Source organism: Buttiauxella cochleicola (assembly GCF_021283185.1).
Classification (GTDB): Bacteria; Pseudomonadota; Gammaproteobacteria; order Enterobacterales; family Enterobacteriaceae; genus Buttiauxella; species Buttiauxella massiliensis.
Window position 1 is genome coordinate 1 of the sequence record NZ_JAJSOS010000003.1, and the last position, 18,026, is coordinate 18,026.

An 18,026-nucleotide genomic window follows, 5' to 3' on the forward strand; every position below is an offset into this window, starting at 1 on the left:
TCACCTGCACGTCATTGCTGCCTTCGGAGAGTGCCGCAGTCGCCACCGGTACGGTATAGCGCAACTGGCCGTTTTCATCGGTCACCGTGCCATAGAAATTCTGGCCGTTGACGCTGACCACCACATGATCGCCTTCCTGCGCATCGCCGGACACCTCACCACTGATAAGTGTTGGCATACGGGATTCGGTGGCGTTCACCGTGTCGTCACCGGCCACCGTTTCGATGGTCAGGGCGTTATGCGCCTGCGTGTCCAGCACCACCGTTTTGTGCTCAATTGCCGTGGTGGCGTTACCTGCGCTGTCGGTGCCGGTCACCATCACCTGCACATCGTTACTGCCTTCGTTCAGTGCCTGGGTTGGCACCGGGATGTTATAGCGAAGCTGGCCGTTTTCATCGGTCACCACGTCGCCACGGAATTCGTGACCGTTGACGCTGACCACCACATGATCGCCTTCCTGCGCATCACCGGACACCTCACCACTGATAAGTGTTGGCATACGGGATTCGGTGGCGTTCACCGTGTCGTCACCGGCCACCGTTTCGATGGTCAGGGCATTATGCGCCTGCGTGTCCAGCACCACCGTTTTGTGCTCAATTGCCGTGGTGGCGTTACCTGCGCTGTCGGTGCCGGTCACCATCACCTGCACATCGTTACTGCCTTCGTTCAGTGCCTGGGTTGGCACCGGGATGTTATAGCGCAGTTGGCCGTTTTCATCGGTCACCACGTCGCCACGGAATTCGTGACCGTTGACACTGACCACCACATGGTCGCCTGCCTGCGCATCCCCGGACACCTCACCGCTGATAAGCGTCGGCATACGGGATTCGGTGGCGTTCACCGTGTCGTCACCGGCCACCGTTTCGATGGTCAGGGCGTTATGCGCCTGCGTGTCCAGTACCATCGTTTTGTGCTCAATTGCCGTGGTGGCGTTACCTGCGCTGTCGGTGCCGGTGACCATCACCTGCACATCGTTACTGCCTTCGGTCAGGGCATTTGTCGGCACCGGAATTTCGTAACGCAGGTGGCCGTTTTCATCGGTCACCGTGCCGTAGAAGTTCTGGCCGTTGACGCTGACCACCACATGGTCACCTGCATGTGCATCCCCGGAGACCTCACCGCTGATAAGCGTCGGCATACGGGATTCCGTGCGATTGACGATGTCGTCTCCCGCCACGGTTTCAATAGTCAGGGCATTATGTGCCTGCGTATCCAGTACGATAGTTTTGTGCTCGACCGCAATCGCCGTGTTGCCAACATTGTCGACGCCCGTAACCATCACCTGCACATCGTTGCTGCCTTCATTCAGTGCTGAAGTTGGCACTGGCACGGTATAACGCAGTTTGCCATTTTCATCAGCGACCACTTCGCCATTAAAGCTCTGGCCGTTAACGCTCACTACTACATGGTCGCCAACCTGCACATCACCGGTGGCTTCACCGCTGATAAACGTTGGCATACGGGATTCGCTACGGTTCACGGTGTCATCACCAGCAACCGTTTCGATCGTCAGAGCATTTTGTGCATGGGTATCGAGCGTGACATTGTGATGTTCAACAGCAATCGCTTCGTTACCCGCAGCGTCATGGCTAATTACCTGTACCTGAACATCATTGGCCCCTTCGTGAAGAAGACGAGTCGGAACCGGTACTTCATAGCGCAATTGGCCGTTATCATTAATCACAACGCCATGGAATTGCTGGCCTTGTACTGTAACGGTAATAGGATCACCTGCTTTAGCATCACCACCGACTTCACCAGCAATCAAGGTTGGCATACGAGATTCGCTGGCATTAACGACATCATCGTTAGCAACAGTTTCAATCGTGACTGAGTTATGAACATCGAGATCGATATCCACATGGTGATCGCTTGATGCCTGAGTCGTGTTCCCAGCCTCATCGGTGGAGGTCACAGTGGCATGAATATTCGGATTGGCCAGCAGCCCCTGAGTTGAGACATTAATCCGATAGCCAAGATTGCCATTACCGAGATCGATAACGACATCGTGATATTCCTTACCATCGACGGTTAATGTGATGGCATCGCCGATTTTTGCATCACCAGAGACGCTGCCGTGGACTGAGGTTTGCGGCTGATGTGATTCATTGATGTTAATAACGTTATCAGGCGTGACGCTATCGATGGTTATCTGGTCATGCAAATCAGTTACATCGATCACAGCATCCGTCGTGCTTTGCGCGGTGCGTCCGGAAACATCAGTAGCGGTAGCGACGACACTAATATCACCTTCAACCAAACCACTTAAATCAGGGTTTGCTGTCCAGTGGCCATTGTTCACCGGAACATCAATAGTAATTGTATTTTTTTGGCTATCGGTGAAGGTCAGCGTGATGTGGTTTTGATTACTGGTGCCGTTGATATTGGTATGGTTGATTTCATTTTTGTTAATAAAACCATCGTTACCGGCAAAATCATCAATGTGAACCAACGGTGGGAGCACCGGAGGTGAACCAGAGGAGCCCGCCGTTGTGAAACCATTTTCCGGCAGGTTAAGTTCAGGTGTTGGAGCCCCAATACCTGCCGTATTAAAACCGGCAGTAGGATCAACGATTTTCCCAGTCAAATCCAGCTGCACCAGGGTATGACCACCACCGCCACCTTCGATTTGCACCGGTGCTTCATTACCCGCTGCGGTTGCTTCTAATGCTTGTGTCGGGTCAGCGCCGTCAGCAATAGCTTTCTGTAACGATGCGACATCCTGAGTGTCATGCTCTGCATTACTTACTGCATTCAAGCCATGCTCACTCCAGTGGCTATTACGCCCGAGATCCAGGGTTTTACCATTTGGCAGCTCCATACTGACCGCGCCGCTGACTCCCGTGACAATCTCTTCACCACTATAGATTCTGTCGCCTTCTTTCAAGAGACGTTGTGAGCCGTCTGCTTCAACTACATAAACCAGACCAATTACTGCTTTAATCACACCAAGTAAATTGCTCACTATTACCTCTCTTGAATACTTTCGTTATTTTTATAATTGTTACTATTAATTAAATAACTAATAACATTATTTTCCCATTCATAAATCACCTCCAAATCAGAATGCCCATTAATGGACATTTCATTCGAAAGTAATTAATGAATGTAGAAAAAAACACAGTTATTAGAACTCTATTATCGGAGACTTGACTGAGCGTTAAATATAATCAAAAATGACGGAAAGTGAAACATCACATTACCGAACATTAAATTTCATTGCGAATGAAAGCTGCGTTTAATGTAATCAGATAAAAACCTCTGCACTTGTTAATTAATATGATGTTTCGTGTTAAAGCAGAAATGGATATAAGGCGTGATATAGGGATATCATTAATGCGCGCAATAAAGGCTTCATAAAATGCAGAAGTTTTCCCTTTTTATACTTGGTTGTTTATCAATACCATCAGTTAACGCAGCAACTTTACAAAATACCGTAAATCAAGCTTTATCCAGCCACCCGGAAGTGAATGCATCAGTAAATAGTCGTTATTCTGCAGAGCAGGATTTGCGGGCAGCCCGCGGTGGATATCTTCCTTCCCTGAATTTAGATGCTGAAGCAGGCCAGAAAAATATCAACGATGCTACCACGCGCGCGGGTGGTAGTAAGAGTGGGATGAATCTGTCTCCAAACGACGCCACAATTAGCCTCAACCAAAATGTGTTCGACGGTTTTGCGACGTCAAGTGAAGTTGACCGTCAAAAGGCAACCGTTGATTCCCGGGCTTTTAGCGTGCTGAATATCAGTGAAAATACCGCATTTCAGGTGGTTCAGGCCTATCTTGACGTATTGCAACGTCAGGAATATGTGCATCTGGCAGAAGATGATCTCGCCAACCATGAGCGCATCTACGACCAGATTCGTTTACGTACCGATCAAGGCGTTGGCCGCTCAGGCGATTTAATGCAGGCTGAAGCGCGTCTGGCGCAAGCTCGCAACAACTTGTTGACTGAGCAGACCAACCTCGAAGATGCCAATACTACATTCATGAGTGTGACCGGTGAAGCGCCTGAAAACCTGAGTCTGCCTGAAAGTATTAATGCCATCCTTCCAAAATCGCTTGAAGATGCCAAACGCATAATGGAAGACAACAGCCCGCTGCTGAAATCTGCCAATGCTGATATTCAGGCTGCTCGCCAGCAGTATGAAGCTTCAAAATCAACGTTTTATCCTCGTGTTGATGTGGCACTATCTCGCAGCATCAGTAATGACACCGACACGACTCGTGCCCATTCAGAAGAGTGGGAAGCGATGGTGAAACTGCACTACAACTTGTACCAGGGCGGCAGCGATAAAGCAGCAATGCAATCCCGCGCGTATCTGGAAAAACAAGCTCAGGACGTACGTAATAACACGCTGCGCCAGATGAACCAGGAAATTGGCCTGGCATGGTCAGCATTAAAAAGTGCCAGAGACCAAATTCCCGCAGCCACAGATTATGCCGACCGCAGCGTGAAAGTTCGTACCGCTTATCAGGATCAGTTCAGCCTGGGTGAGCGAACTTTGCTGGATTTATTGGATAGTGAAAATGAAGTATTCTCAGCTAAACGCCGCCTTGTTGAATTACGTTATCTGGAAATTTCGACGGGTTATCGTATTTGCGCGCGTACAGGTGAATTATTAAAAGCACTTAAAATTAATCCAGTGCCTGCAGGTCAACCAATAGACTCTCCAGAAAATAACTCATTACCTGAACTTAATTAGCATTTAATTAACTGAAATAGTTCCCCACTGAACTATTTCAGGATTAGTTCACTTTTTATTTTTTGCTAAATAGTTGCGTCAGGAACATTCCTATCAATGACTTCACAAGTTGAACACATGAATACAATGTCAGAGGCTCCTCCTGTAGAGGAGTCGCATTATCATGACCCGCGCAGTCGCAATGACGATCCATTGCTTGATTGCCTGCTGGTTCTTTGTTCTGTGCATGGTAAATCAGCAAGCCGCTCAACATTGAGTAGCGGGCTGCCGCTGGAGAACGATCGCCTGACGTTGGCTATTTTGCCTCGTGCCGCTGCTCGTGCTGGATTAAAAGCACGTGTCATCAAACGCTCGCTCAATAAAATCGCCGCCATGTCTCTGCCTGCGATACTTTTGCTGCGTGACGGTGGTGCCGCCGTACTGCTTGGCTGGAACGCAGATGGTACTGCTCGCATTATGCCAAGCGAGAGCGAAGGCGGTGAAATCAATATTGATGCAGCAGAACTTGAGAAAAGCTACGCAGGCCAGGTGATTTTCGCACATCCTCGCCATGAGTTTGACTTACAGTCTGAATCTTTCCTGCCACGGACAAAATCCTGGTTCAAAGACACGCTGATGCTTTCTCGCTATCTGTATATGGATGCGATATTAGCAAGCCTGCTGATCAACCTGATTGCGCTGGGAACTCCGCTGTTCACCATGAATGTGTATGACAGGGTTGTACCCAATCATGCCACGGTGACTTTGTGGGTCTTGGCCGTCGGTATTTGCATGGCGTTTGTTTTCGATTTGATCTTAAAAATGCTGCGCGGTGTCTGCCTGGACATTGCAGGTAAAAAGAGTGACCTGATTATCTCAGCCACGCTTTTTGAGCGTATTACCGGCATGGAGATGAAAGCGCGCCCAGCCCGTGTGGGTAGCTTTGCGCAAAACATTCATGAATTTCAGTCGCTGCGTGATTTCCTCTCATCTCTCACGTTGACCACACTCATCGATTTGCCGTTTACGCTGGTGCTGTTGCTGGTGATTGGCATTATCGGCGGGTCGCTCGCATGGATTCCTTTACTGACCTTCCCTATCGCGCTAGTGATTAGTTGGGCGTTGCAGAAACCGGTAAATGCCGCCGTTGCTAAAACCATGAGTTTGGCAAGCGAGCGCCAGGCATTGCTGATTGAAACACTCAGTGGCCTGGACGCTATCAAAGTCAACAACGCACAAAGCGAACGCCAGTATCAATGGGAACAAACTCTGGGCAGTTTAAGCCGCCTGGAGTTACGCGTTAAAACCTTATCCAGCTTCGCCAGCAACTTGACCGGATGGTTCCAGCAAATGTCTGGCGTCATCATGATTATCGTCGGCGTGTATATGATTATTGGCGGCAAGCTGAGCATGGGTGGCCTGATTGCCTGCTATATGCTTAATGGCCGTGCGCTGATGCCAATGGGCCAACTCACCGGGTTGATTGCCCGTTATCACCAGGCGCGTTTGACCATCAAAAACACCGAACAAATGATGTCGATGCCGCAGGAGAGACGCGATCATGAGCACCCTCTGAAGCGCGAAACATTCCGTGGCAGCATTGAGTTCAAAGATGTCGACTTCAGTTATCCCGAGCAGAAAAACCCTTCACTGCAAAAGATTAACCTGACTATTAAGCCTGGTGAGCGAGTAGGTATTATCGGCCGCAGCGGCTCAGGCAAGAGCTCGATTAGCAAGTTGATAATCAATCTATATCAGCCAACCAGCGGTAATATTTTGATCGACGATGTAGATGCTCGTCAGTTGGACGTCAACGATTTGCGCCACAGCATTGGTTATGTTCCTCAGGACATTCAGCTGTTTAATGGATCACTGCGCGATAACCTGATTTGTGGTGCCCGTTATGTTGACGATGAAACAATGCTGCGCGCCGCGGAACTTGCTGGCGTTAACGAATTCGCTCGTATTCACCCTGACGGCTACAACTTGCAAGTTGGCGAGCGTGGTATGCAGCTGTCCGGTGGGCAACGCCAGGCTGTTGCGCTGGCTCGCGCGCTCCTGCTGGAGCCACCAGTTCTGCTGCTTGATGAACCGACCAGTGCGATGGACAACACCAGTGAAGACAAGATTAAACAAGGTCTGGTGCCATTTGTCGCTGATAAAACGCTGTTACTCGTGACGCACAAAGCGTCGATGCTAACGCTGGTTGATCGACTGATTATTGTTGATAAAGGACGCATTATTGCTGATGGCCCTAAAGCCATTGTTATGGATGCGCTGAAGAAGGGTCAAATCAATGCGTCTCGCTGAGTTATTTACACGTTTACGCCCGCAAATTCGCAACTACTTCAAAGGTCGCGATGAAAACCAGGCCGATAACATTAACGAGGTGAGTCATGCTCTGATTGATGACTCGCCGCGCGTTATTCGCCTGACTCTTTGGACTATCCTGGTATTAGTCGTGCTGGCGTTCACTTGGGCTGGATTTGCCAAACTTGATGAGGTTACACGGGGTGAAGGAAAAGCCATCCCGTCATCACGCTTGCAAAAAATACAGAACCTGGAAGGTGGTATTGTCACCGAGCTGTATGTGCATGAAGGGCAAATCGTTGAAGCTGGCGCGCCGTTGATTCATCTGGATGACACTCGTTTTGCTTCAAACGTTGGTGAGACTGAAGCTGATAAGCTTGGCTTACAGGCTAAAATCGATCGTCTGGCTGCGGAAGCTGAAGACAAAGATTTTGTCATCTCTGATGAGATTTCTAAGAAGGCTCCTGATGTTGCACGTGGCGAACTGGATTTATTTAACAGTCGCCGTCGCCAGTTCCAGAATGAAATTGAAGGTCTTCAAGAGCAGCTAGTTCAGAAGAGACAGGAACTGCGTGATTTCCAGTCCAAACAGGAACAGTACAAAAACAGCCTTAGTTTACTGCAGCAAGAGATCAAAATGTCTGAGCCGCTGCTGGCATCAGGTGCAATTTCTAAAGTTGAAATCCTGCGTTTACGTCGTACTGAAGTGGAAACTAAAGGGCTGCTGGATTCCGTCACGCTTTCCATCCCTAAGTCTGCATCTGAGACAAAAGAGATTGAAAACAAGATTGGTGAAAGTCGTAACCGCTTCCAGAGCGATGCGCTTTCACAGCTTAACGAAGCACGCACGAATCTGAGCAAAGCAGAAGCCACTGGCAAGGCACTTGAAGACCGTGTCAATCGAACCATGGTGGTTTCGCCAGTTCGCGGTGTTGTCCAGCAAATTTTGGTTAACACCATCGGCGGTGTTATTCAGCCAGGCAGTGATTTAGTAGAAATCGTGCCACTGGATGACAAACTGCTTATTGAAGTGAAAATTCAGCCGCGTGACATTGCCTTCCTGCACCCAGGGCAACATGCCGTAGTGAAGTTCACCGCTTACGACTACACCACGTATGGCGGCCTGAATGGTGAACTGGTCCAGCTAAGCCCAGATACCGTGACGGATAAAGAAGGCCACAGTTACTACATTGCACGCCTGCGCACAGATAAGAACTACCTGGGAACCAAAGAGCATCCAATGGTCATCATTCCAGGTATGGTCGCATCAGTCGATATTATAACTGGTAAGAAATCGATTCTGAGTTATCTGCTGAAACCGATTATTCGCGCCAAAGCGGAAGCATTACGCGAAAGATAGAAACGATAAAAAAGCCGCAACAGATGATGTTGCGGCTTTTTTTATCGTGAAATTCAGTAGCTGGCTGGCGTTAAATACATAACACCCGGCTTTGTCTTATTGGGCATTAAACGAAGACAACTTCCCACGGTTCAGAGTCAATTTACCCTCGTTAACCAGTTCCTGAAGCACTTTATGGATAGCGCTACGTGAAATGTGGTTCCTACTGAGAATAAATGTATAGACTGATGTTTTTTCACGTATTTCAGGTTCAAGTGACCAAATGTGTTTCACGTGTTCCGTCACAATTTCGCGAATAGTTTTATGCGAACGCAGATTTTCACGCTGGAAATAACGCTGCAGATGGTTAGTCAGAATATCAAATGCATGTATCCATAGGTTTTTCTTGCTAAGCATCTCATTAGCATTAGCCGCATTCATTACCCACATCTCACAGTCCGTGTCACAACGCAGGTAATGAGACATCACATCATTACGCATCTGTGCCAGGCCAAGGATAGCGGGGGCGGTAAAGCTTACCGTAACAAGGTCATTTTCAACTCGGTAAACAGAGACAGAGCCTTTCTCAAGATAAAAAATGTTTCCATCTTTTTTCATTTCAATGCGCTGACGTTTTTTCCTCAGAGAGAAATAGGCGTTTTCAGATTTTTTAATCTCGTCTCCAATGAGCATTACAGATTCATCAAAATTAAGAATGGACATCAGCTTCTCTTACTCTAGTTATGGGATTGAGATTATCTCCTGGCACAAAGCAAAGGAGATCGCCCTAACGCAATCGATACCCCGTTACTCGTAACGTATATCAATATAGGACATTACGGCAAACCTGCGATTGGTAAGCCAGATTTTGAGGATTGTAGGATGGCGATTTGAAATGAATAACCTTATGAACTCCATGCCAAACAATATTCCACGCTCATGAACAACCGCATACATTATTATTACTTCATTATACAACTATGAAATAATCACTCAAAAAATCATATCAGGGCATATTGTTTTTCAAACAATCACAACTGTTATTCCATAAACAGCAGGGATTAAAAATAACTTGAAAAATAACATATATCAAATACAATGGCCAAATAATTGATATCACAATCACTGTATCAATCTTATCTTTGAACCAGGCAAAATCATTTTTCTTATACTTTATAACCTGCATCCAAAGCCATACAACTCTGAATAGCATAAACACCAGGGTTGAAACCCCATAAATACATACTATTAATTGAAATAGTTTATTCATTGGCTATATCCCCGTTGTTATGGTGAGACATCATCAACGAAGAGTAAAGGCGACTTAAATACTCAGGTATTAAATATCATTTTCAAATTTACACTATTGAGCATCTAACTCTGAGATACCATGCCTGCCCCCTCATGCTGCTCTGTCAGTGAGTATATTAATCTGAGGGCAGAAACGTAATTTTTTTAATCTTTGCGGTGGTAATTTTTTCTTTTCAGTTAAAAAAGAAGTAGCACATAACCATAACAAATTGATTTTAAATGATTTTTAACGTATAAAAATAGTTAACACTTGGTTAATCATAAGTATATTGATGATCCGAGAAGTACCTAAAGGGTAAAGTAGCTAAAAGGCTGGATTATTCCATGCCACATTGTGCTTATAATGGCAGGTGGAAAACCAGCCTGAGTCAACGAGAGTAGTGGCAACATGTCCGAAGCAGATAATCTATGTTATCTCATTGAAAACAAAATAGTATTTCTACCAGAGAAACAGTGTCTGGTACATACAGACAGCCATGAAGAGATAAAACTCAAGCCGACAGCCTCATTATGCCTACTGTTATTGCTCAGGAATCACACTAAGATTGTTACTCAGAATGAGTTACTCGCTTTCGCTTGGGGTGAAAGCCACAGACAGGTTAGCTTTAACGCCTTTTATCAAAGCATTCTCTCTCTGCGAAAGTCATTTTTACAAATGAATGTAGAGAAACAAATAATCACCACAATTCCTCGTAAAGGTCTTATCATTCAACAAGAAATAACCGTTGAAAAAAAACGGGATCATGTTGTACCTGAGGTTGAGATCGAACTTACAGAGCCGCACGCTGTAACAGATACGAATGGAATAGAAAATAAAAAACTGCCAAAGGTAAATCTGGCGGAAGCACTTATTATTATGTTTACCATCATAATAGTTGGGGTGCTTATCTACCCTAAAGTATCCAGCGAGAATTACTTTTCGGGTTATGTTGCTTCAAAAAAATATGATGGCCAATGCCACTATTTTTTAAATGATGATGCAAGTAACCATATTCGTCATGAGGATTTTATCAAGCAGCATCCTGAAATGTGCAGTGATGATAAATACCTCTATATAACGGCTTATCCTGAGACGAAAAATATTTCTATCATTACGTGCACTACCAATATGGAATTGTCACATGATAACTCCTGTCAGTCCGTCTATTATCCCCGGTACGATAGTAAATGAAGATGCTTAGCGCGATAGCCACTATCAGAAAACAAACACGTATCATTTTCCTGGTGTGTCTGGCGATACTCTCCGGTCTCGCGTTCTATCTATATATGCCCTCATACGAGAATCCGCACAGCATCGTATGCCGGTCGACGCTACAGATAGTTAGGGGTAATGCGTCATTTAGAGGCATTGTCGATTTCAAATCGGGTGACGGAAAAGGTATTGCAAACATTAACGGCATCATAAACGTCACGCCGCAGGAAGAGTATACGGTTCAGAGGACCATCCTCTTTACGCTTGCTGAGTATGGCCTCAGCCCCGTCTGGGTATCCCAGCAGATCATCATTTCCAACCGTGAAACCGTACCCGCTGCGATTCTGCAACAATTTTTCCCTGATTTTTATCTGAAAAACTCAGGAGTAAGCGATATCGATATTTTTAGGCTAAACAAGGATGCCGCTCTCCTCACCCGTGAAGACATTCCTTATTTATACTGCCAGAAGTATCAGCTTCCCGATGAAGAGTAACTTCGTACAAACATCTACAGCGACTTGAACTAAGTTAAATCATTTCAGGCATGTTTCAGCCCATTAAAAGACAACCAGTGCACGGATTGTCTTTTATTTGTGTAAATTAATAAAAATATCTTGAACATAATAAGTACCACGTTATTATCCACTCGCACATTAAGATGATAATAAACATGCAGCTTCCTAAAAGTAAACTTTAAGTTAAATATGTTATTTAATTATGATATCTCATTAGTCCTACTCGCAGTAATTATTGCGTGCCTGGCTTTTTATGTCTCTTTTTGGCTATGTAAAGCTGGCGCTCGAAAAAAACATTACTGTTGGCCTTTATTTAGTGGCCCAACTATGGGCTGTGGTATTTGGGTTTTACACTACATGGTGATGCAGGCCCATCATCATAGTCATATTATAAATTATAACATTAAGATAACGCTGGCCTCTTTACTCGTCGCTATTATTGGTTGTTCCCTGGGGTTTGGTTGCTTTTTATTCAAAAAATTACGCAAAAATCACTATCTCATTCCTGCATTGATATTTTCTGCCACCGCAGCATCCATGCACTACCTGGGAATGGCTGCAATCATCAATACAGGTGATTGGTATGTTAGCAATGCTCATATCACACTTTCGCTAATCGTTATTTTTATTACTTCATTAGGCATGCTGCGTTTAACCCATTTGATGTTGGTTATGACGAGTAAAAACGACAGCTACGCTAACTTCTGCCGACTGGGTGCCACTCTTACTCTTTGTACCGGTGTAGCAATCATGCACTTTTTAGGTACAAGTAAAATGAATATGGCACCAATGGCCTCCTCATTTATTAGCATAAAACATGATGATTACATCGAAAACACGATAGCTATGACGATGGTAATACTTATTACCCTGGTATTTATGTTAGCTATCTTCATCTGGTTTATTAATTTCAAAGAACATTTGAGTAATGAACTTCTCAAAAGAGAGTTAATTTCGAAGAATTTGCAATTAAAACAAATGACGCAACATGATTCATTAACTCAATTGCCTAATCGCCTTTATTTACAAAACCATTTGAACACTCTATTTGATAAACAAATGCAACCACTGTTCATTATGTTTATTGACCTTGACGGCTTTAAACGTGTTAACGACGTCTGGGGACATGCCATTGGTGATGAACTGCTGGTAAAGATATCTAAAATGCTCAGGAACGTTATTGGCAAGGGAGGATTTGTGGCAAGAATTGGTGGTGATGAATTCATCATCGTCGTTTGCGAAAAAACAGAGGATGCGGCGATCAAACTTGCCAAAAAATTGCTTTCAAGAATCTCAGATAGCTATGAACTCTCAGCAACAACAGTTGATTTCTTGTCTGCCAGTATCGGGATTTCTATTTACCCGGAGCATGGGCAAGATGTTGCCACACTTTTGAAAAAAGCCGATGTGGCGATGTATTACATAAAAGATAAAGGGAAAAACAATGTCATCTTTTATGATGAGATAGCAATGACATTGCCCACGTGATGCCAGGTTAATACCAAAGTGTATTAATAGAGCAAGATAGCCGAGTGTTAGTAACACTTTTTTTAAGCAATGGATGCTTGTAAATCATTCCAGATAGTGGAATTAGTAAAAAAGCAGACATTGATGATGAAATTTACTGCGTTATACAATAAGTACAAAGACAAATGGTGGGCTTTGCCACTTGTCCTCCCCTTCATTCTGTACCCTATAACTCAGTATATGAGTTCTTACGGCTACGTTGACGGTTTCGAGATACCTTTCTTTTATCTCAACATGGCACTGATGACAACCCTTACCATGATTTATGGTTTTAAGGCATTGCCAGGAATCATTCTATGCATATTTTACCGGGTAGCACCTGATCGCGGCTTTGAACCGGCAATTATGTCAGTACTACATTATTTTACTTCAACTGCAATAAGTTGTGCTGGTTACTATTATTTTACGGGTAAACGTGGCCGCGCAAGTTTTGGGCGTTACAATCTAACCTGGCAGCGTATTTTTTGGCTGGTATTTGTTAATGCCACTTTATTCTTAAACTATTTCCAGGCTGTGCTCTATTTGGGGATGTTTGGCGTGCATCAAACAATGATGTACATAACCCCATTCACCACGCGAACATTGATAAATTATCAGGGAATGCTGGTTGGGAATATGATTGGCTTGCCAATGTGTTATTTGGTAATTCGTTCGATCAGAACGCCATCATACATCAAGAAATATATTGAAAAAATCCGTAATCAAGTTGCAGAAGACCTGCGAGCGCTGGAACTCATTTGTCTATTTGGCGCACTGATATTGCTTACAGCGCTCATGATTTCGCCAATCAATCATAAACTAACACTGATAAACTCCGTATATACCCTGACATTACTGTTACCGGTCATGATTTGGGGAACACTACGTCTGGGCCATGCCGCCATTTCTCTCATTTGGTGGGTGTTATTGGTTGTACTAAGTAATAACTCTCAAAGTTATATCCCTCAAACAGCCGATTACAAGTTACACCTGGCCGTTGCAACATCCTGCTTTGCAGCATTTTCGATAACTATTACTTTGATGGCTATAAATATTTCACGACAACGTGCGTTAAATATTAAGTCCAAACGATTAATGAGCATCGATCCAGTTTTGCATCTACCAAACTTGCTGGCACTTGATGCAGATTTAAACAAAAACACTGTGTCTGTTTTATGCCAACTATATATTCCGGATCTTGAGTTATTGGGTCGCCATTATGGCTTACTCATGCAAGTGCAGTACAAACAACAACTGGCTCAGTTTTTAAAACCTGTACTGGAAAGTGATGAGCTTATTTATATCAGCTCTGGTCACGATTTAATCGTACGAATGTCCCCTTTAAATGCTGAAAAAAGAATCTCTGAGCTACACAACAAAGCCAAAACATTCCGTTATACCCGTGATGGGGTAAAGCTCTACCCACAAATTGGTTGTAGCTACTGCATCATTAACTACCCAGTGGGTCATCTATATTTATTAATTGGTGAATTACGAGCACTGGCAGAGATCTCCCTGACAACAAACTTGCCCGTGGATATGAGAAAGCAAAGCAGCCGCCAGGTACAAAGTCAGGTTAAAACTAAAGTCGACATGATGAATCAACTTCAATATGCGCTTGAGTTAGATCGGTTTGTTTTGATGGCTCAGCCAATAGAAAGTAAAAATGGTCACCGCTACCATGAAGTCCTGTTGAGAATGCTTGGTAGTAATGATGAACTTATTTTCCCGGATACTTTTTTACCGCTAGCAAATGAATTTGGCATGTCATCGAGCATTGATCTATGGGTGTTAAATAACACCATGAAATATATGGATGAAACACGTCATGCACGGCCAAACCAATGCTTCGCCATTAATCTGACCCCAGCATCAATCTGCCGCACAGATATGGCGCATCTCATTGAAAACATGCTAATTAAGTACGGTATTGCGCCTGAGCAGATCGTTCTGGAAGTGACCGAGACCGATGAACTTACCAACAACTTACAAGCAGATAAGACACTGGATGCACTACAGCGTTTAGGCTGTAAAATTGCTATCGATGATTTTGGAACGGGTTATGCGAGCTATGCGCGACTAAAAAACATGCAGGCAAATATACTCAAAATCGATGGTAGTTTTATCCACAATATTATTTCCAGTGAAATGGATTACAAAATCGTGGAATCTATTTGTGAGTTAGCAAGAATGAAAAACATGACGTTAGTGGCTGAATTTGTCGAAACTGAAGCTATTCAGAATGCTCTATTCCGCATGGGAATTGACTATGTTCAGGGCTACTTCATTGGTAAGCCTGCTCCTATCGAAACCTTACCGGCAACTGTTTAAGACATAAAATCAGGCAGCAGGAAGCGCAATACATGAGGTTTTCTGCTGTCGCCATGAATAATGATAAAGCAAATTCAGGACGTAAAAGTAGCGTATCGAATGGGTTCGTTGGATTCTAAATAGATTAGGAAAGGTATGCTGGAGCGGGTGAAGGGAATCGAACCCTCGTATGCAGCTTGGGAAGCTGCCGTTCTACCATTGAACTACACCCGCTTAAGAAGTGCGTAGGCATTATAGACGTTCAGCTTTCACTGGCAAGCGCCTTTTCATTTTATGTGGTTAATTATTAAGCGATTGTTTTTATTAGAGGCATGCGAATATCTAACCCTTGTTGGCAAATCATTTCCCTTGTGATTCCCTCACGTTTTCCCCTCGACCCAATAAGTTCTACAATGGTGAACTTTTTAAACTCACCGAGCCCTAAAATGATTGATGAGAACCGCCGCATACAGTCTGTTGAACGCGCAATGACAATACTTGAAGATATTGCCGCTGCAGGTGGTGTCGCTCGTTTAGCCGATTTGTCAGCACGGCTTAATTTGAACAAAAGCACATTACATGGACTGCTCAACACTCTCTCGGCTCTGGGCTACATAACCCGCAAAGGGACGCATTACGCACTAGGTTTGCGTTTGCGGGACATCTCGCAACCTCTGGCGGACGCTGATGAACAATTGCGGGAAGTATTTACGCCGGCTTTATTGAGAATGGCGAGATTAAGCGGGGAAACCAGCTATCTGGCAGCCCCTTGTGGCACGCGTGAGTACCTTTATATTGATGCTATCGAAGGTTGCAATAATCTACGGGTAGCCAGTCCGCGCGGCCGCCGTGAAGGGTTAACGACCTCCGCTATTGGCAAGATATTTTTAGCTAACGAACCTGAATTAGTGCGCAGTTTGCGACGAGCAAATCTCCTGCCGGCAAAACTTGAGCAGGAATTACATATCATCCGCGAGCAAGGCTATGCGCTCGACCTTGAGGAAGCTGAAGTGGGGCTAAATTGTCTGGCTATACCGCTTCGTCGGCAAGGATGCGTTATTGCAGCATTAGGTGTAGCAGCTCCTGCCAAACGTTTAAGCAAGCCAGCCTTAACAGCGCTGGCGATCGCATTCAACCAGGCTTAGTTCGGCATTATCAAACTTAGCCTCCAATCACCCTACCCATCTTCACAAATTGTTAGCTCACAGCAATCATTGGCGACTCTTTATCACATCAAGGAGTTTTCCAATGTCTGCTTTAAGTGAATCAACCGTTGTGCAAGTGATTGAGCGCGCCCGAAAGCTCGCTCAAGAGATGAATTTTGCTATTAATATCAGTGTTGTTGATGACGCAGGTCTACTGCGCGGTTTTTTGCGCATGGACAACGCAGTCCCGGGGGCTATTGATGTCTCAATCAAGAAAGCACGCACCGCAGCACTTTTTCGTACAGATAGCCTGACTCTTGGTGCAGATGCTCAGCCAGGTGGCGCAATTTATTCTCTGGAGTCCACTAACGGTGGGCTGATTAGTTTTGGCGGCGGCGTTGTGCTCTACGATGAACATAACCACGCGACTGGAGCAGTAGGTATTGCCGGTGCAACGGTAGAAGCCGATCAAATCATTGCGCTGGCCGCAGCCGGGAGAACATAAATGAGCACGCCACATCGTATTCATGCGGGTGTCTGGGCCCTGGCAGTTACTGCATTTGCTATAGGTGTGGCGGAGTTTATCGTCGTCGGCGTGTTGCCCGCCATAGCTCAGGATTTACATGTGTCTCTGGCTCAGGCCGGAAGCCTGGTCGGAACCTACGCGCTCGCGCTCGCCATTGGAACACCGATTGTCGTTCTTGGATTTGCGCGATTGCCGCGTAAACCATTGCTGCTGGCATTAGTGACAACCTTTCTTTTTGGTAACCTGCTATCAGCATTTTCTACCGACTATCACATGCTATTGCTGGGTCGCATCATCACAGCAATTGCACACGGCAGTTTCTTCGCTATCGGTGCCACTGTCGCAGCCCGATTAGCAGCACCTGGTGCTGCAAGCCGGGCAATTTCCGTTATGTTTGCAGGCCTGACGCTTGCGATGGTTATCGGTGTGCCATTAGGAAGTATGATTGGTAATGGGCTGGGCTGGCGTTTACCCTTTTTTGGGGTCGCAGTGTTAGCCGCAATTGCTCTGCTGGCAACGGCACGCTGGGTTCCGGTACTACCCGCGCAGAAGGCAGGCCCGGCGTTTATACAATTGTCTGCGTTAAAACAGCCCATGATTCTGGCGATGATGAGTATTACCGTACTAGGCTTTGGCGCAAGTTTTGCTGCCTTCACCTTTATCACCCCTATTTTGACTGGCATCAGTGGGTTTTCGACCCATAGTGCCAGCATGTTATTGGTGGTATTTGGCATAGCCACTTTAGTTGGAAACATGGCCGGAGGACGCTGGGCTGCAAGTCTCGGCTGGCCCACTGCGCTACGTCGTATGCTGCTGGGTCTGCTCGCGGTATTTGTGCTCCTGGTGCTCACCCTCTCCAGCAAACTGGCTGTTGTACCGCTGCTATTTATTTGGGGTGCACTGGCATTCGGGATGTCACCAGGTTTTCAGGCAGGAATGCTGGAAACAGCATCGCGCTGGACTCCTCGCGCAGTGGATTTTGCTTCAGCGTTGAATATCTCGGCATTTAACCTGGGTATTACTTTGGGTGAGATCCTGGGGAGTGGATTAGTGGCACAAAACAAGATTGCGCTAACGCCGTGGGCAGGAGTGCTGTTGGTGCTGGTTGCTCAAATCCCCCTCTTCTGGCTTACGGGTAAACACAATCAACGCACCTGATAGATAAAAGGGAAACCTCGCGGTTTCCCT

12 protein-coding genes and 1 tRNA gene are annotated in these 18,026 nt (G+C 45.5%); 10 read left to right on the top strand and 3 right to left on the bottom strand.

Annotation, left to right across the window (positions count from 1 at the left end):
• Positions 1-2,965 (bottom strand): retention module-containing protein (locus LVQ76_RS05355; protein WP_232921174.1); only part of this gene is annotated, 2,965 nt, incomplete at its 3' end.
• Between the two features lie 396 nt (positions 2,966-3,361).
• Here LVQ76_RS05355 and LVQ76_RS05360 point away from each other — a divergent pair.
• The 3 genes from LVQ76_RS05360 (at position 3,362) to LVQ76_RS05370 (ending at position 8,354) form a co-directional block, all read left to right on the top strand.
• The gene (locus LVQ76_RS05360; RefSeq protein WP_232921175.1) at positions 3,362-4,705 is read left to right on the top strand and encodes a TolC family outer membrane protein; all 1,344 of its coding nucleotides are present in this window, start codon (positions 3,362-3,364) and stop codon (positions 4,703-4,705) included.
• A gap of 117 nt (positions 4,706-4,822) precedes the next feature.
• Complete coding sequence (locus LVQ76_RS05365) at positions 4,823-6,994, top strand: type I secretion system permease/ATPase (RefSeq protein ID WP_232864711.1); 2,172 nt, start codon at positions 4,823-4,825, stop codon at positions 6,992-6,994.
• The gene (locus LVQ76_RS05370; protein ID WP_232904588.1) at positions 6,981-8,354 is read left to right on the top strand and encodes an HlyD family type I secretion periplasmic adaptor subunit; all 1,374 of its coding nucleotides are present in this window, start codon (positions 6,981-6,983) and stop codon (positions 8,352-8,354) included. The genes LVQ76_RS05365 and LVQ76_RS05370 overlap by 14 nt, the downstream gene beginning before the upstream one ends.
• A 96-nt stretch (positions 8,355-8,450) precedes the next feature.
• Here LVQ76_RS05370 and LVQ76_RS05375 read toward each other — a convergent pair whose 3' ends face one another.
• Positions 8,451-9,056, bottom strand: coding sequence for a helix-turn-helix domain-containing protein (locus LVQ76_RS05375; protein WP_151993213.1), 606 nt, complete (start codon positions 9,054-9,056; stop codon positions 8,451-8,453).
• Between the two features lie 976 nt (positions 9,057-10,032).
• Here LVQ76_RS05375 and LVQ76_RS05380 point away from each other — a divergent pair.
• The 4 genes from LVQ76_RS05380 to LVQ76_RS05395 all read left to right on the top strand — a co-directional run bounded on the left by LVQ76_RS05380 (position 10,033) and on the right by LVQ76_RS05395 (position 15,188).
• A complete protein-coding gene (locus LVQ76_RS05380; protein WP_232864527.1) occupies positions 10,033-10,815 on the top strand; it encodes a winged helix-turn-helix domain-containing protein in 783 nt (260 codons plus the stop codon).
• On the top strand, positions 10,812-11,330 hold the full coding sequence (locus LVQ76_RS05385; protein ID WP_193216217.1) for a hypothetical protein: 519 nt from the start codon (positions 10,812-10,814) through the stop codon (positions 11,328-11,330). Before LVQ76_RS05380 ends, LVQ76_RS05385 begins: the two co-directional genes overlap by 4 nt.
• A 348-nt stretch (positions 11,331-11,678) precedes the next feature.
• Complete coding sequence (locus tag LVQ76_RS05390; protein ID WP_232904586.1) at positions 11,679-12,839, top strand: sensor domain-containing diguanylate cyclase; 1,161 nt, start codon at positions 11,679-11,681, stop codon at positions 12,837-12,839.
• A gap of 123 nt (positions 12,840-12,962) precedes the next feature.
• On the top strand, positions 12,963-15,188 hold the full coding sequence (locus tag LVQ76_RS05395) for a sensor domain-containing phosphodiesterase (protein WP_232864529.1): 2,226 nt from the start codon (positions 12,963-12,965) through the stop codon (positions 15,186-15,188).
• A 139-nt stretch (positions 15,189-15,327) separates the two neighbouring features.
• Here the strand turns inward: LVQ76_RS05395 and LVQ76_RS05400 are convergent.
• Positions 15,328-15,401, bottom strand: a tRNA-Gly gene (locus LVQ76_RS05400).
• Positions 15,402-15,613: 212 nt separating this feature from the next.
• Between LVQ76_RS05400 and LVQ76_RS05405 the strand changes: the two genes are divergently transcribed.
• The 3 genes from LVQ76_RS05405 (at position 15,614) to LVQ76_RS05415 (ending at position 17,996) form a co-directional block, all read left to right on the top strand.
• Positions 15,614-16,312 carry an IclR family transcriptional regulator gene (locus LVQ76_RS05405; protein ID WP_232921176.1) on the top strand — a complete coding sequence of 233 codons (699 nt, stop codon included), beginning with the start codon at positions 15,614-15,616 and terminating at the stop codon, positions 16,310-16,312.
• Between the two features lie 103 nt (positions 16,313-16,415).
• Positions 16,416-16,817: a GlcG/HbpS family heme-binding protein gene (locus LVQ76_RS05410; RefSeq protein ID WP_232864531.1), complete on the top strand. Its 402-nt coding sequence runs from the start codon at positions 16,416-16,418 to the stop codon at positions 16,815-16,817.
• Positions 16,818-17,996, top strand: coding sequence for an MFS transporter (locus LVQ76_RS05415; protein WP_232921177.1), 1,179 nt, complete (start codon positions 16,818-16,820; stop codon positions 17,994-17,996). It begins immediately after the preceding gene.
• Positions 17,997-18,026: the final 30 nt, after the last annotated feature.

Bases quoted from the DNA above. Each gene is read 5' to 3' on its own strand.
- LVQ76_RS05360 (WP_232921175.1), top strand. From the start codon at position 3,362: ATGCAGAAGTTTTCCCTTTTTATACTTGGTTGTTTATCAATACCATCA.
- LVQ76_RS05365 (WP_232864711.1), top strand. From the start codon at position 4,823: ATGAATACAATGTCAGAGGCTCCTCCTGTAGAGGAGTCGCATTATCAT.
- LVQ76_RS05370 (WP_232904588.1), top strand. From the start codon at position 6,981: ATGCGTCTCGCTGAGTTATTTACACGTTTACGCCCGCAAATTCGCAAC.
- LVQ76_RS05375 (WP_151993213.1), bottom strand. From the start codon at position 9,056: ATGTCCATTCTTAATTTTGATGAATCTGTAATGCTCATTGGAGACGAG.
- LVQ76_RS05380 (WP_232864527.1), top strand. From the start codon at position 10,033: ATGTCCGAAGCAGATAATCTATGTTATCTCATTGAAAACAAAATAGTA.
- LVQ76_RS05385 (WP_193216217.1), top strand. From the start codon at position 10,812: ATGAAGATGCTTAGCGCGATAGCCACTATCAGAAAACAAACACGTATC.
- LVQ76_RS05390 (WP_232904586.1), top strand. From the start codon at position 11,679: ATGGGCTGTGGTATTTGGGTTTTACACTACATGGTGATGCAGGCCCAT.
- LVQ76_RS05395 (WP_232864529.1), top strand. From the start codon at position 12,963: ATGATGAAATTTACTGCGTTATACAATAAGTACAAAGACAAATGGTGG.
- LVQ76_RS05405 (WP_232921176.1), top strand. From the start codon at position 15,614: ATGATTGATGAGAACCGCCGCATACAGTCTGTTGAACGCGCAATGACA.
- LVQ76_RS05410 (WP_232864531.1), top strand. From the start codon at position 16,416: ATGTCTGCTTTAAGTGAATCAACCGTTGTGCAAGTGATTGAGCGCGCC.
- LVQ76_RS05415 (WP_232921177.1), top strand. From the start codon at position 16,818: ATGAGCACGCCACATCGTATTCATGCGGGTGTCTGGGCCCTGGCAGTT.